This window comes from Alphaproteobacteria bacterium (genome assembly GCA_040218575.1).
Lineage (GTDB): Bacteria > Pseudomonadota > Alphaproteobacteria > JAVJRE01 > JAVJRE01 > JAVJRE01.
Genome location: JAVJRE010000002.1, coordinates 316,663 through 331,260, shown reverse-complemented (window position 1 = coordinate 331,260; position 14,598 = coordinate 316,663). Strand labels below are relative to the sequence as shown.

The 14,598-nt window shown below is 65.8% G+C and carries 15 protein-coding genes, 1 tRNA gene and 1 pseudogene; 3 read left to right on the top strand and 14 right to left on the bottom strand.

All coding sequences use genetic code 11. The annotated features are described in order from the left end of the window. Window positions 1-46 precede the first annotated feature (46 nt). From RIE31_03155 to sfsA, 5 genes and pseudogenes are all read right to left on the bottom strand, one after another. Entirely contained in the window at window positions 47-238 is a 192-nt protein-coding gene (locus tag RIE31_03155; protein ID MEQ8639599.1) for a hypothetical protein, read from the bottom strand. 25 nt (window positions 239-263) lie between these two features. Then, a pseudogene (locus RIE31_03150) lies at window positions 264-581 on the bottom strand (PAS domain-containing protein). Between the two features lie 192 nt (window positions 582-773). Continuing rightward, the gene (radC, locus tag RIE31_03145) at window positions 774-1,454 is read right to left on the bottom strand and encodes a DNA repair protein RadC (protein MEQ8639598.1); all 681 of its coding nucleotides are present in this window, start codon (window positions 1,452-1,454) and stop codon (window positions 774-776) included. A 24-nt stretch (window positions 1,455-1,478) separates the two neighbouring features. After that, entirely contained in the window at window positions 1,479-2,318 is an 840-nt protein-coding gene (gene map, locus RIE31_03140; GenBank protein ID MEQ8639597.1) for a type I methionyl aminopeptidase, read from the bottom strand. Window positions 2,319-2,325: 7 nt separating this feature from the next. Continuing rightward, window positions 2,326-3,048 (bottom strand): DNA/RNA nuclease SfsA, encoded by a 723-nt coding sequence (gene sfsA / locus RIE31_03135; protein ID MEQ8639596.1) that lies wholly within the window; start codon window positions 3,046-3,048, stop codon window positions 2,326-2,328. A gap of 172 nt (window positions 3,049-3,220) precedes the next feature. On the opposite strand from sfsA, the gene RIE31_03130 reads away from it, so the two are divergent. After that, complete coding sequence (locus RIE31_03130) at window positions 3,221-4,006, top strand: competence/damage-inducible protein A (GenBank protein MEQ8639595.1); 786 nt, start codon at window positions 3,221-3,223, stop codon at window positions 4,004-4,006. Between the two features lie 88 nt (window positions 4,007-4,094). Next, window positions 4,095-4,179, top strand: a tRNA-Leu gene (locus tag RIE31_03125). Window positions 4,180-4,221: 42 nt separating this feature from the next. Here RIE31_03125 and RIE31_03120 read toward each other — a convergent pair. After that, the gene (locus RIE31_03120) at window positions 4,222-4,623 is read right to left on the bottom strand and encodes a hypothetical protein (GenBank protein MEQ8639594.1); all 402 of its coding nucleotides are present in this window, start codon (window positions 4,621-4,623) and stop codon (window positions 4,222-4,224) included. A gap of 156 nt (window positions 4,624-4,779) precedes the next feature. On the opposite strand from RIE31_03120, the gene RIE31_03115 reads away from it, so the two are divergent. After that, window positions 4,780-5,802 (top strand): class I fructose-bisphosphate aldolase, encoded by a 1,023-nt coding sequence (locus RIE31_03115; GenBank protein ID MEQ8639593.1) that lies wholly within the window; start codon window positions 4,780-4,782, stop codon window positions 5,800-5,802. Window positions 5,803-5,827: 25 nt separating this feature from the next. Here RIE31_03115 and RIE31_03110 read toward each other — a convergent pair whose 3' ends face one another. The 8 genes from RIE31_03110 to RIE31_03075 all read right to left on the bottom strand — a co-directional run bounded on the left by RIE31_03110 (window position 5,828) and on the right by RIE31_03075 (window position 14,564). Then, window positions 5,828-6,937, bottom strand: a complete 1,110-nt coding sequence (locus RIE31_03110) for an AbrB family transcriptional regulator (GenBank protein ID MEQ8639592.1) — start codon at window positions 6,935-6,937, stop codon at window positions 5,828-5,830. A 17-nt stretch (window positions 6,938-6,954) separates the two neighbouring features. Then, on the bottom strand, window positions 6,955-7,713 hold the full coding sequence (locus RIE31_03105) for an NAD kinase (protein ID MEQ8639591.1): 759 nt from the start codon (window positions 7,711-7,713) through the stop codon (window positions 6,955-6,957). Window positions 7,714-7,808: 95 nt separating this feature from the next. Next, the gene (locus tag RIE31_03100) at window positions 7,809-10,094 is read right to left on the bottom strand and encodes an ankyrin repeat domain-containing protein (protein ID MEQ8639590.1); all 2,286 of its coding nucleotides are present in this window, start codon (window positions 10,092-10,094) and stop codon (window positions 7,809-7,811) included. A 74-nt stretch (window positions 10,095-10,168) separates the two neighbouring features. Next, entirely contained in the window at window positions 10,169-11,233 is a 1,065-nt protein-coding gene (gene moaA, locus RIE31_03095) for a GTP 3',8-cyclase MoaA (GenBank protein MEQ8639589.1), read from the bottom strand. A 209-nt stretch (window positions 11,234-11,442) separates the two neighbouring features. Then, window positions 11,443-12,282 carry a substrate-binding domain-containing protein gene (locus RIE31_03090; protein MEQ8639588.1) on the bottom strand — a complete coding sequence of 280 codons (840 nt, stop codon included), beginning with the start codon at window positions 12,280-12,282 and terminating at the stop codon, window positions 11,443-11,445. Further along, window positions 12,276-13,064, bottom strand: a complete 789-nt coding sequence (locus RIE31_03085; protein MEQ8639587.1) for an ATP-binding cassette domain-containing protein — start codon at window positions 13,062-13,064, stop codon at window positions 12,276-12,278. The genes RIE31_03090 and RIE31_03085 overlap by 7 nt, the downstream gene beginning before the upstream one ends. After that, window positions 13,061-13,765 carry an ABC transporter permease gene (locus tag RIE31_03080; protein ID MEQ8639586.1) on the bottom strand — a complete coding sequence of 235 codons (705 nt, stop codon included), beginning with the start codon at window positions 13,763-13,765 and terminating at the stop codon, window positions 13,061-13,063. The genes RIE31_03085 and RIE31_03080 overlap by 4 nt, the downstream gene beginning before the upstream one ends. A gap of 136 nt (window positions 13,766-13,901) precedes the next feature. Beyond that, on the bottom strand, window positions 13,902-14,564 hold the full coding sequence (locus tag RIE31_03075; GenBank protein ID MEQ8639585.1) for a hypothetical protein: 663 nt from the start codon (window positions 14,562-14,564) through the stop codon (window positions 13,902-13,904). Window positions 14,565-14,598: the final 34 nt, after the last annotated feature.

Below are 14,598 nucleotides of genomic sequence, written 5' to 3'. Positions count from 1 at the left end.
CCGGCATGCACGCCGGGGCCGCTGTTTTCGCTGGCAAGTCTTGTCGTCAGGTCGGCGACTTGCCGGTGATGTCGCTGATGAACGACTCGATCTGATTGCGAAGCTGTTCGGCCTCCTTCGACAACTGGCCGGATGCGTCTCGCACTTGGCTGGAAATGGCGCCGGTTTCCGAGGCCGCCTGCTGCATCTCGGTCACATTGCGCGCTGCATCCTGCGTCCCGGTTGCCGCCTGCTGCACCTTGCTGCTCGATGGCGGTGGAGATGGACTGGGTGACGTGAGCGTGAACCCAGTAGTAGTCACCGCTCTTGGTCATGTTCTTGACATAGGCGAAAATTTCATGGCCTGCGCCCAGGCGGTCCCACAACAGCTTGAACACGGCGCGCGGCATGTCCGGATGGCGGATCATGCTGTGTGGCTGGCCGAGAAGCTCTGGCTCAGTAAATCCCGAGATGGCCATGAAGACCCGGTTCACATAGGTGATTTCACTTTTGAGATTGGTTTTGCTGACGATGACGTCGTTGTCCGCAAAGAACCGCTCGGGTCTGTGTCGGTGTGATGCTGGTGGCCAGCTTGCGGGCAGCCTTACCGCGACGCGTCGTGATATTGGTGTCCGGCCGGTCGAGAAGGTCTGTGCTGCGCATGGTGTCCTGCCACGGGGTTGGTCCAGGACACAATTCGGTAAGCTTTAGAAATTAAGAGCAAACTAATGCCGGCAGTCTTGTTGCGTGGCGAGGTGTGTGCCAAAGCGCCGCAGGGTGCTGCCGGTTGCCGGCTATAGCAGACCTAGCTGGCGGAAACTGGCGTGACCGGCGCGGCCGACAATCAGATGATCGTGCAGCGTAATCCCCAGGGACTGGGCGGCCGTCTGCACCTGCCTGGTCATGGCAATATCGGCCCGCGATGGTGTCGGATCACCAGACGGGTGATTGTGCGCCATGATGATCGACGCGGCGCCGAAGTCGAGCGCTCTGGCTACAACCTCGCGGGGGTAGACGGATGTGTGATCAAGCGTGCCTTCGTTCTGCACCTCGTCGGCGATAACCGCGTTGCGGCTGTCCAGGTAGAGGATGCGAAACTGCTCGCGCTTAAGGTGCGCCATGCTGGCCCGCAGATACTTGATCAGGGACTGCCAGTTGGACAGCACGGTTCCCTGCTGCATTTCTTCCCGCGCCAGGCGGTGGGCGGCGCTCTCCACCACCTTGATGGCGGCAATCGCCGCGTCACCTACGCCGGCCACCCGCGACAGCCGCTCCGGTGGCGCGGTCAGAACGCCGCTCAGGCTCTTGAACTGGTCCAGAAGCGCCTTGGCAATCGCTTTGGTATCGCGCCGGGGGATGGCGTTGAACAGCACCATTTCCAACAACTCATAGTCAGCGACACTACGTTCGCCGCCGTTTACAAAGCGCGCCCGCAGTCGCTGGCGGTGGCCCTGTGTTCCGTCGTCCTCAGACATCGTCCGCTTCTCAGACGCGTTCGCTCATGCATCCGGGGCCGGGTAGGGCGGCTGATGCCATTCTTTGGGGGACAGGGTAAAAACCTCGTACCCGTCTTCGGTGACCCCAAGGGTATGCTCGAACTGGGCAGACAGCGCCCGGTCGCGGGTAACGGCCGTCCAGCCGTCGTTGAGTACTTTCACCTGCCAGGTGCCGGCATTGATCATCGGCTCGATGGTGAAGAACATGCCCGGCTGCAAGGCCATTCCGGCGCCGGGCTCGCCATAGTGCAGGATGCTTGGCGCGTCGTGAAACACCTTGCCAATGCCGTGGCCGCAGAAATCCCTGACAACAGACATTCGTTGTCCCTCCGCCAGGGACTGGATGGCGTGTCCGATATCGCCCAGTGTCGCGCCCGGTCGCACCTCGGCAATGCCGGCCATCATGGCGTCATAGGTCGTCGCCACCAGGCGCCGCGCCTTCACGCCGACGTCGCCGGCGTAATACATGCGGCTGGTATCGCCGTGCCAACCATCGACGATGACCGTCACATCGATGTTAAGGATGTCGCCGTTGGTCAGACGCTTGGTATCATCGGGGATGCCGTGGCAGACCACATGATTGACCGACGTGCATATGGACTTGGGAAAGCCGCGATAATTAAGGGGCGCGGCAATGGCGCCATGGTCGCTGATAAATCCGGCGCACAGCCGGTCCAGCTCGCCGGTGGATACGCCTGGCTGCACATGGGGCGCAACGAAATCAAGGGTTTCGGCAGCCAGTCGCCCGGCCCGACGCATGGCGGCGAAGGCCTCGGGCCCGTGAATCGGCACCGTATCGGCCCTGGCGGCGGTCTCGGCCATCTCTTCGCCGTAGCTGCTCATGGTGCAGTCATAGCGCGAGGGCGATGGGGCCGTCCATGCGCACTTCCTTCAGATTGATTTTGCAGGCCCAGGCATAGGCCTCCACGCCGGCCCGACGCGCCGCGGTGAAGGCCGCGCTATAGGTCGGGTCGATGTCGGTGGCCAGGGCAAACTGGCCGCAGTCGGCCCTCTGTATCACATACAGCATGACCGCCCGGCCGCCGGCGCGGGCCACATCGGCCAGTTCATCCAGGTGCTTGGCGCCGCGGGCTGTGACTGAATCCGGAAACTCGGCCAGTCCCATCCCTCCAACGCCGTCGCGCCGCAGATGAACGTTCTTCACCTCCACATAGCAGGGCGGCCGGTCATCGTTGCTCAAAAGGAAGTCGATTCGCGAATTGCGGCCATACCGTACTTCCCGTTGCCTATGGTCATAGCCCGTCAAGGGTTCGAGGTGTCCGCCGGCAATGGCTTCCTCCACCAGGAGGTTGGGCCGGCTGGTGTTGATGCCCACCAGGCCACGCGGTCCCGGCGCCACTCGGACCAGCTCCCAGCTCCAGTCGAGACGCCGTTTGGGCGAAGCGGCCGGCGCCAGCCAGATCTCGCTGCCGGGTTCCGCCAGACCGGTCATGGCGCCGGGATTGGCGCAGTGGGCGGTCACCGTTTCGCCGGACGTCAGTTCGGCATCCGCCAGAAAGCGCTTGTAACGCCGCACCAGACGGGCCTGGACGAGGGGTTTGGACCATCGCATGGCGGGCAGGGTGGCCTGTCTGGCGAGCCGGTGGCAAGGCGGCCCCCACACCCAGGCTCCCACACCCCGGCCTCACGTCCCCGACAGGTGCCACCCGGCGGCGCAGCGTGTAAACTGGCTGCCTACCGCCTGGCAGGTCATGGCCGGTGGACCATGGGCTTGAGGGGTCTCAATGAGCGACGTCGGGGACGGCCGGGAGAGCACGGCCTGCATTGTCATTATCGGCAATGAGATCCTGTCCGGCCGGACCAAGGACGCCAACATGCCGTGGCTGGCGGAGCAACTGAATGCGCTTGGCGTTCGCCTGCGCCAGGTCCGCATCATTCCCGATATTGAGCAGACCATCATTGATACCATCAATGAAGTGCGCCGGCACTTTACCTATGTCTTCACTACCGGCGGCATCGGCCCGACTCACGATGACATCACCGCGCCGTCCGTAGCCAAGGCCTTCGATGTGCCATGGGAACTCCATGAAGAGGCGGCGCGCCGGCTGCAGGTCCACTATGGCGATGGCGGCGTCAACGAGGCGCGGCTGCGCATGGCGACCATTCCGCGCGGCGCTACCCTGATCGACAATCCCATCAGCCGGGCCCCCGGCTTTCGTATGGACAATGTCTTCGTCATGGCCGGTGTACCGGCAATCATGCAGGCCATGTTCGCCGGTTTCCGTCATGAGCTGGTGGGCGGCGAGCCGATGCAGAGCCGCACCATCTCCAGCCCGCTGGCGGAGGGGGCGCTGGCTCGCTTCGTCGGCGACCTGCAGGATCGCTATGGCGACCTGGAGGTTGGCAGTTATCCGTTCTTTCGTCAGGGCCGGGTGGGGGTCAGTATCGTTATCCGCGGTGTTGATGCGGCGCGTCTGGACGTGGCGGCCGGCGAAATGGCCGACTATGTGCGCAGCCAGGGCGAAACCCCCGTGATCGAGGGAGTGATCGACGGGGCGAAGACATCATGACCGCACCCAGGTCCATGCTTTGGTCCGGACGCCGCACTGCGCGGCGGCGATTACCGCACTAGATTATCGGTCGCCCCAGGCGGCCTCTGCGGGCGTGGCGGAACCGGTAGACGCACGGGACTTAAAATCCCGGGCCTAATGGCGTGGGGGTTCGAGTCCCCCCGCCCGCACCATTTCATTGAATGCCAGGATCGCCGGGGTTGCCGGCAGGCCCGCTACTGCCCGTGGTGCAGGACGATGACCAGCCGGTCGACCGCCGCGCTGAACGGCAGGTCCGGCTGCGCGCCGCAGGTGTCGTCCAGCCAGGCCAGCAGGTCTGCCATGTCCCGGCCGGCGGCAACGTCCGTGCCCGGATAAACAAAGCGGTTATAGGCGGTCAGATAGCCGTCCAGCCAGGCGCGCAGGTCAATGTCCTGGCCTTGCTGGCGGGCGGCACTCCATGTGGCGCAGGTGGCTTCGCCAAGGCCCAGCGGGACGTACTGGCCGTTGCGGTCCAGGGCCGCCGCTGGGTGGCCAGGCGCGGCCAGCCACAGGCCGCCGGCGATCAGCGCCACGACCAGCCGCGCGGCGTATTTTCGGCCAGGCCCGCCGGGCCCGACGTTGTGCGGTGGTGTCATGGGACACCCTCGACAGTGTGAATTTGCGCGGACTATAGCCGGCCCGCCCGGCCCCGCCATGGCGAGCCCCGAAATTGACCGTGTGGGGCGGTGAATCCTCCGCATGGCTGGGGTAGATTGCCGCTCATGCGGCAACACTTGGGCGGAGGCATCGTCATGGCGGCTGGATCACTGGAACACACGGCACAAGCTATGGTTGCGCCCGGTCGCGGCATTCTGGCGGCTGATGAAAGCACCGGCACCATCGGCCAGCGTCTGGCGTCCATTGGCGTCGAGTCCACAGAAGAGTCCCGGCGTGACTATCGCCAGGTCCTGCTTACGGCCCCGGACCTGGGACAGTATATCAGCGGCGTCATTCTCTACGATGAAACCCTGCGCCAGTCGGCAAGCGATGGCCGCACCTTCGTCTCCATTCTGCAGGCCGCCGGCGTCATTCCCGGCATCAAGGTTGATACCGGCATGCATCCCCTGGCCGGCTTCCCCGGAGAGAAAGTGGCCGAGGGACTGGATGGCCTGCGCCAGCGTCTGGCGGACTATCACCGCCTGGGCGCGCGCTTCGCCAAATGGCGTGCGGCACTGGAGGTCAATGACACGCTGCCCAGCGACGGGTGCATTTCAGCCAATGTGCATGCGCTGGCCCGCTATGCGGCGCTGTGTCAGGAGGCCGGCATCGTGCCGATGGTGGAGCCGGAGGTTCTGATGAACGGCGACCATTCCATAGAGCGCTGCGAGGCTGTAACCGAGACCGTGCTGCGTCGCCTGTTCGCCGCCCTGGCCGATCAGAACGTCTCTCTGGAGGGTCTGATCCTCAAGACCAACATGGTGGTCTCCGGCGAGAAGAACCGGCGTCAGGCGCCGGTGGACGAAGTGGCGGCAGCCACCGTGCGCTGTTTCCTGCGGGCAGTTCCGGCGGCCGTGCCGGGAATCGCCTTTCTCTCGGGCGGCCAGAGCGACGCGGCGGCAACCGCTCATCTCGACGCCATGAACCGGAGCTCGCCGAATCTGCCGTGGACGCTCAGCTTCTCCTATGGCCGGGCGCTCCAGGCCCAGCCGTTGAAGATCTGGGCTGGCAAGCCCGGCAATGTGGCGGCCGCGCAGAAGGCGCTGCTGCATCGCTCACGCATGAACGCGCTGGCGGCGACCGGCCAATGGTCGGCTGGTCTGGAACAGGCCGCCTGAACGGGTTCTGGCATGAATTGGCGGTTCAGGACCGCCCCATCATCATGCGTCGCAGCGCCATGAAGGCCATGGGCGCCAGGCTCACCACCAGCAGAATGCGGACGATGTGGTGGGTGGAGACGAACGCCACATCCGCCTGTATGGCGAGAGCAATCAGGCTCATTTCCGCCAGTCCGCCCGGCGAATAGGCAAGCAGCAGGGCGCCGAACTGGCCGCTGCCGATCACCAGCGCCAACAGGGCGAACACACCGGCCAAAAGCACCATCATCAGATTGGACGCTGCGGCAAAGGCGATGGGGCGCGCCATCTCACGCAGTTTGACGCCGGCGAAGCGGACACCGATACCGCAGCCGATCACCACCTGCGCCACGCCGACCAGCTCCGGTGGTGGTGTTGAGTCGGTAAGGCCGCCCAGATGGGCCGCCGCGCTCAGGAACAAGGGCCCCAGAAACTGGTAGGCCGGCAGGCGCAGCAGGCGGCCCAGCGGCAATCCAAGGACCGCCGCCGCCACCAGCACGGCAATGTCGGCCCCGGCCATGGTCAGCAGGGGGTCGCCGCCGCCGGGCGGCCCGCCGCTGCCGATGCCGTGCAGCCAGCGAAAGAAGAACGGTATGGCCAGAACGACGATAAGCAGGCGTACCGCATGGGTCAGGGCGATGATCCGGTCGTCCCCGCCCATGACGCTGCCGACGGTTATCATCTCCACCAGCCCGCCAGGGGCGGCGGAGAAATAGGCGGTAGCCGGGTCATAGCCTGCCACCTTGTGCAGGAACAGCATGAGGCTGAATGTGGAAACGGACATGAAAGCAGCCAGAATCCCTATGGAGACGGCCCACTCGCCGGCCCGGCTCAGCAGGTCCGGCGTAAAGGCGCTGCCCAGCATGACGCCGATGACCGCAATCATGATCGCGCGCAGCCGCCCGTGCATGACCAGCGGCACGCCGGCCAGGGTCAGTCCGGTGGTTGCCACCATGGCGCCCAGCATCCAGGCCAGCGGCAGATCCGCCTGCCATGCCAGCCAGCCGCCGGCGGCGCCGACCGCAAGCGTGGCTATGAAGCGCGGCCAGGCAAACGCGGCCCCTATGGCGCTGTTGGCCACCGCCAGGCGGCGCTGACGGACGGCGCTGGCGGACATGTCCGGGTCCACCGCCATCAGGTTTCGAACTGCTCCTTGACGATGCGCTCTTCCAGATCGTGCTCGGGATCAAACAACAGACGAACCGTGACTTCCGGTGCGGAACGCACTTCCACGCGGGTGACGTTGCGCACCTCTACATGGTCGGCAACCGCGCTGACCGGACGGAACTCGGCTTCGAGGACGTCAATGGCGATGGTCGCATGGGACGGCAAAATGGCGCCTCGCCACCGGCGCGGGCGAAAGGCGCTGATCGGTGTTACCGCCAGCACATCGGCAGTCAGCGGCAGGATGGGACCATAGACTGACAGATTATAGGCGGTGCTGCCGGCCGGGGTGGCGACCAGAATACCATCACACACCAGACGCTCCAGTCGCTCCACATCGTCGACGCTCATGCGCAGATGCGCCGTCTGCCGGGTCTGGCGCAGCATCGAAACATCGTTGATGGCCAGCGCCTCGCGTACCCGGCCATTGGCCTGATGGGCGCGCATGTGTAGCGGATGCAGGTCCAGCTCGACCGCGGTGGCAACGCGCCGGGGCAGGCCGGACTCCCGATACTTGTTCATCAGGAAGCCGACTGAGCCTCGGTTCATGCCATAGATCGGCTTCTTCCGTTTGAGGTAGCGATGCAGCGTTTCCAGCATGAAGCCATCGCCGCCCAGAGCGACGATGACATCGGCGCTGGCCGGTGACAGGTCACCATAGCGCTGCTTCAGCCGGTTGCAGGCGGCCAGGGCGTCGGGCGCATCTGAGGAAACGAATGATAGCTTCATCGGGCTGTCCTGCGCCGTCCGGCCTGGAGTCGGCGCCGGCATGGCGCCCGTTGCCGGAGTATAGACCCGGGCTCCGCCAATGACAGCCGGTGCCGCTAACCGCCAGTACCGGTCAGGACTGCCAGTACCTGCTGATTGCCGTTCCGTCGTGCATAATCCAGCACCGAATTGCCTTCAGCGTCCCGCCGTGTCGGGTTTGCACCGGCGCGGACCAGTTCGCGGACAATGTCGGGATTGCCATTCCATGCCGCGCGCATCAGCGCGGTGACGCCCTCCGCGTCGGCCTGATCCACGGGCACATTGGCGTCAACCAGTGCATCAACCACAGTGGCATGGCCATTTGATGATGCCCACATCAGCGGGGTCCGCCCGTCAGGGTCGGCAACCGTCAGCGAAGCGCCGGCGTCGAGCAGGGCGTTGATGGCCTCGACCCGGCCGCGCCATGCGGCGTTGATCATGGCGGTGCGGCCGGAGGTGTCCTTGCCGTCCGGGTCGGCGCCCTGTGACAGGGCCGTGGCGATGGAGCCTATATCGCCGGCGATGGCTGCGGTGTTCAGATCGGCGGTGAGAGAAGTTCCCTCATTGCCGATGTAGCGGGGCCGTCTCTGGTTGGACAGGTCGGGCTTGAACTCCTGCCTGATCACCGCTGCGCGCAGGATGTCCTCCGGAGACAGGAATGGCTCCAGTTCCTGCCGCAACTGGCGTGCGGTATCGCTGCCATTGGCCGCCGCCTGATCCAGCAGGGCGACGGCTTCACCAAGGTCGCGTGGCTTGCCGACTCCGCTGGCTGACAGGGTCGCCAGCAACTCCTGCGCCGGGGCAAAGTCCTGTCGGCTGGCGTCGCGCAGCAGGCGACGGGCCTCGTCAATGTCCTGTTCGACGTCGCCCCCCAGCAGGTACCGTTCGGCCAGCGCGTATTGCGCGTGGGCGAAGCCCTGATCGGCCAGCCGGCGCAGCCGCTGGATTGATTGCGCGGCTGCCTCACGGTCGGCAACCGCGCTGCGTTCGGCCAGGGTGCGCAAGCGTTGTTCCTGGTCCTCGGCGATCTCTGCAAGCTGCAGTCCGATTCTGGCCAGCCGCACGTCCGGCGGTTGCCATCCGGCCTGGGTCTGGTTCGGATCCGCATCCGCGCTGGTCAACTGAACCGGTGGCGCCAGGAGGCGGGCAAGAACGTCGCCGGCCGGCGCCGGCGTCGCCGGTCCGGTGCTCAGGGCGTCCGGCGCCAGGGTGTTGCTGCCGCCGCCCTCCGTTGCCGGGCTTGTGGCAATGTCCGCTGATTGGGCGGTGATGATCGAACCGGACAGGTCACGGTCGGCTCTTGGCAGCAGGCGGGCGACGCTTGTCCCCGTCTGTGGGTCCGGAATCTGTGCCCGATCCAGCGCTGACTCGACCGGTTGCTCGGCAACGCCGGCCACCGCCGGCACCTGGGTCAGGGGCTGGCCGGCATCCCTCTCGCGACTGGTGTTGCCGGTTGTTGGCGCCAGCGGCAGGAATCCGGGCTGAAAAACGCTGGCGGTCAGGTCAGTGTGGGGTTCGGGGCTCCGCGTCGCCGGATCATTGCTGTCCTGGCTGAGGGCCGCACTCTGTTCCGTCGCTGGCGCCTGGAGAGGCCCGGCGGTGACGGCCTGCGATGCGGTCCCCGACTCATCTGCGCCGACGGCTGACCGCCCCGGGCTCTCGGCGAGAGGCTGGTTGTCCGGCGATGGCAGAACCGTGCTTGCCGTCGCCACCGGAAGCGTCGGCAGCGCGGAATCCTGCGCCTCTCCCTCAGGCGGAGTTGCGATCTGGTCTGCCGGGACCGCCGCCGCCAGAGAGTCCGGCAAGGGGCGGCCCGCGGCGTCGGTGGCGGTCGCGTCGTTGGTGCCGCCGCCCGTGTTCCGGGCGTCTCCCTCAGATGCGCCCTCCGGCAGCCCGCTTGCAGCGCTGCTCTGCCCCGTCTCAATGCGGTCGAACGGCTCCGCCACGGAGACGAACATGACGATCTCCCGAAACTCGGGCTGCGCACGGGGCGAGGGGTCTATCTCTTCGCTCTCAACAGTCTCTGCACTGTTGGGGGCGAGTGTGCGTCCCTCTACATTGCTGCGGCCGGGCTGCGGCTCACCGAGCTGGGTCAGGGCGCGGCCAAAGCGGGTTTCACGCTGCTCCTCGTCATTGCCCTCGGTATCGCCGGTAATGGCTTCCAGCCCGACTGCATTGAAGCTGGTTGGCGCGGAAACATCCTTGTCTTCGCTGAACAGAAGCACATTGGCAAAGCCGGAGCCGACGCGACCGCGGTCCAGCAACAGCGTGAAACCCGGCAACCCGAAAGCGATGGTTGAGGTGAGAGTCAGGTGGCCGACCAGCGACAGGGCAAGGCCGATCCGCCAGGGACGGCGGGCCATGGGGGTGGCACTGCGGAGCGGCGCCGTGGCATAGGACATTGCCGTCGTGTCAGATCGCCGCACCGCACACCGGCCTAGCCGCCGGTCATGCTCATATGGCGGCCGACCGCGGGCCGGTCGTGCCGCCGGTCGATAATGAAATCGTGCCCTTTTGGCTTGCGCGCGATGGCCGCGCGGACTGCCTCCTGCAGGGGAGTATCGGATTCACTGCGGCGAACGACGGACCGCAAGTCCGCGGAATCTTCCTGGCCAAGGCACATATACAGTTGGCCCGTGCAGGTCAGGCGCACCCGATTGCACGATTCGCAGAAATTGTGAGTCAGGGGCGTAATGAATCCAAGGCGCTGGCCTGTCTCGCGCACGGTGACATAGCGCGCCGGACCGCCGGAACGATAGTCGCTGTCGTCCAGGGTCCACCGCGTTTCCAGATCGCTGCGGACGAGGGACAGCGGCAGGTACTGATCGACCCGTTGTTCGCCAATGTCGCCCAGCGGCATGACTTCAATCAGCGTCAGATCGAATCCCTGGTCGCCGCACCAGGCGATCAAACGATCAAACTCGTGATCATTGACGCCCTTCAGCGCAACCGCGTTGAGCTTGACCTGCAGTCCGGCCTTCTTTGCGGCTTCGATGCCCGCCATCACCTTGTCGAACTTCCCCCACCGCGTCAGCTTGACGAAAACGTCCGGGTCCAGCGTATCCAAAGACACATTGATCCGGCGTACGCCGATATGGGCCAGCTCTTCGGCGAAGCGCGCAAGCTGGCTGCCATTGGTGGTCAGCGTCAGCTCGTCCAGCGCGCCGCACTCCAGGTGGCGGCTCAGACTGCGGAACAGGCTCATGACATCGCGCCGGACCAGAGGCTCGCCGCCGGTCAGCCGCAGCTTGCGTACGCCCAGGGCAACAAAGGCGCTGGCGATCCTGTCCAGTTCTTCGAGACTCAGCACATCCTTCTTCGGCAGGAAGGCCATGTCCTCCGCCATGCAATAGACGCAGCGGAAATCGCATCGATCGGTGACCGACACGCGCAGATAGGTAATGGCGCGCTGAAACGGGTCCACCAGCGGCGCCGATTGCTGTGCGCGGAAAGTCTGCGGGCCTGCGGGCGTCAGTCGGTCCGGCCGGGTGTCCTGGGGCATAGTCTCCATTCTCTCGCTTCGCCGCTCCGTCAGGAGCCGGTGTTATTCGCCCGAGGCCCGGTGGTTCTTCGCGCCTCGTCCCCATTCATATGGGACTGCCGTCGGCAAAACCAACCGGATAGGACGCTTTTCAGGCTATCACACCGGTCAGCTCTCGACCACGCCCGCGCGGGACCGCACGCGGCCGCGCATGCCGCGGGGCCCGTGCCTCAGCCGCCATCTGCGGCCGGGCTGAAGGCGGCCGCGCCGCCAATGCGGAATGTGCTGATTGCAGCCTGGCCGGCCGGGCCGGTCAGCCAGTCGATCAGCGCTTCTGCCGCTGCCTGATTGACGGCGGGGTGGCGTTCCGCACTGACCATCATGACCGCATAGGCATTGGACCACTGTGGCTCCGGCTCCAGCAGCAGATCCAGTCCATCGGTGGCCTGCGCCGCCAGCGTCGCCGAATCGACCAGGACATAGGCGCCAAGCTGAGCGGCAATTCTCAGGGCGGCGCCGGCGCCCTGGCCGACCGGCCGATACCACCGTCGTGACAGGGACTCCGGCTCCAGGCCGGCGGCTTGCCAGATGCGCTGCTCGACCCTGTGGGTTCCGCTGTCGTCGCCGCGCGAGATAAAACCGGCCTGGCTGGTGGCAATGCGGGCAAAGGCGTCTTCGGCTCGCCTTACGCTGCGGATACCGGCTGGGTCATCGGCCGGGCCGGCAATGACAAAATGATTGGTCATCACCGGCCGCCGTTCACTAACCACACCTTCCGCCACCAGGGCGCGTTCGCCTGCCGGATCGTGGGTCAACACAACATCGCCTTCACCGCGGCGCGCCAGATCGTGTGCTTGTCCCGTGCCAACGATAATCGTCTCCACGCGCAAACCGGTAGCCGCCTCAAACTGGGGCACGATGGCGTTGAGAAAGCCGGAACTTTCAAGCGTTGTCGTGGCGATCAGGCGTAGTCGTTCCGTTTGACCGGCGGCCGGGCCAGGCAGGACCAGGGCAATCACTAGAATCGCGAGCAGGCTCGCGAGAAACCGTCCGACCGCCGCCCCTACCATGTGAGACTTCCATCGATGAAGGCCTGCGCCTCCACGCTTTCAGGCGCCTTGAAGAACTGCTGCGCCGGTGTCCGTTCCCGCACATGCCCGCGATGCAGAAAGACGATTTCGTCGCCCAGGCGCCGTGCCTGGCCGAGGTCGTGAGTGGTCATGACGATCTTTGTGCCGGCGGCGTGGATGGCTTGAATGATGGACTCCACGGCGCGCGTCGCCGCCGGGTCAAGACTGGCCGTAGGTTCGTCGAGGAACAGCACGTCCGGTCGCGTCGCCCAGGCGCGCGCCAGCGCGAGCCGTTGCTGTTCGCCGACCGACAGGACCAGCGCCGGCCGCGCCGCAATATCGCTGAGACCGGTTGCGCGCAAGGCAAGAGTCGCCCGGGCGATGCGCTCGCTGCGGGCGATTCCTTTCAAAGCCAGGGCATAGGTGATGTTGGCCATGGCGGAACGCCGCAGCATGACCGGCCGCTGAAAGACCATGGCCTGGTGCGGTGCCGGGTTGGCGCCTTTCGCTCCGCGCCACCGGACCGCGCCGCCGGTCGGCGCCAGAAGACCGTGGCAGATGCGCAGCAACAGGCTCTTCCCGGCGCCATTGGGGCCTAACAGCAGGGTTCTCGGGCCCCCGTCCAGGGTCATGGTGATGTCCTGCAGAAGGGGCTGGCCGGCAACCACATAGGACACCGCCTCAAGTGACAGTGGTAGGATTTGGCTGACGGTGCGCTGCAAATGGGGATATAGCTCCACGTCTGCGGCCGCGCCCGGGGTTGTGACGGCGCTGTCGGTCATGGCCGCTTGGGCGCCAGGGCGCTGCCCATGGCCGCCGCGGCGCCATTGACCACAAGGGCCAGGGTCAGCAGCACAAAGCCCAATGCCAGGGCCAGCGGCAGATTACCCTTGCTGGTCTCCAGGGCGATGGTCGTGGTCATCACCCGGGTGACCTGTTCGATGTTTCCACCGACAATCATGACCGCCCCGACCTCCGCGCTGGCCCGGCCAAAGCCGGCCAGGACAGTGGTCAGCAAAGCGTAGCGGCCGTCCCACAACAGAGTACGGATGGCGCGCGCCGGGCCGGCGCCGAGCGAGCGCAGCTGCTCCTCATATACGGCCCACTCGCTCTCCAGCATTTGCCGCGACAATGCGGCGATAATCGGCGTCACCAGCACCACCTGGGCGATGATCATGGCCGCCGGCGTGAACAGCAGGCCGAGGACGCCCAGCGGGCCGGACCGCGAAAGCAACAGGAAGACGATCAGTCCGACCACTACCGGCGGCAGGCCCATCAGGGCGTTGGTCAGGACAACCAGGATACGTCGGCCGGGAAAGCGGAACAGGGCCAGCGCCGCGCCCAGCGGAAGCCCGATGGCGGCGGCGATCAGAACAGCGGACAGGCTGACCCGCAGCGACAGCAGGATAATGCCCACCAGCTCACGGTCGAGCCGGGCAATCAGGTCAACGGCAAGGCTCAGGGACTGGAAGATTTCCCACATGGGCGGCGCATCTCGTCTGTCCGGACTCAGGTGGTCGGGCCAGGACGTCGTGCCGATGGTGGGCCGCCCGCCCGCTGGATCACCTGCGGAATCAGCGCGAAGTGTATGGCGTGACGCGGGCCGCGTATAGCGCGGGTCAGGACCTGCTGGCGACCTGCAGGGAGTCGCAGCGCATGAACAGGTGGATGCGACCCGCCGTTTCGATAGGCGGGCTCATGACGCCGCGGGGCAACGCGACCAGGCTGCGCAGATGGGCCGGGCGCAGGCGGGTCGTTTCGATCAGAAAATGGCCGGCAGCAGCATTCTGGCCCATCTCCAGCGCCAGGCGGGCCATATCGTCACAGCCGCGCACCACGTCGCTCAAGGTCCAGGCCAGCGCGAACTGTGATCGGCGGTCCTCCGGCTGGGCATCGTCCGGCAGGGCAATGGATACGGTCCGCACCGTGCCGAATATTTGCCGATTGCCGCTGTTCGTGCGGCGGCTGGCAACCTGCGTGGCCGTACCGTCGGCGGCGAGCCCGGCCGCCGGTTGCAGGCGGTGGAGTTCACTGGCCAGGCCACTGGTGGGGTTGAGGGCGGCCGTGTTGCACATGGGCTGCCCACGCAGAATGTTCAATGTCGCGCAGTCGCTGTCCACCGCTCCGGATATGGCCACGTCGGTCAGGCTCTTGCCGGACGAAATGTAGGTGATTCCGCTGACTAATGTAGAGGCGATGGACAGCACCGGGCTGGCCGCACAGCCGGAAATCAGCAATGCCGTCATGACGACAGCCAGTGACGTGAGCGCTGATCGCCCCATGGCTGGCGCATCCTCTTGGCTAGTGTCGGTTCGT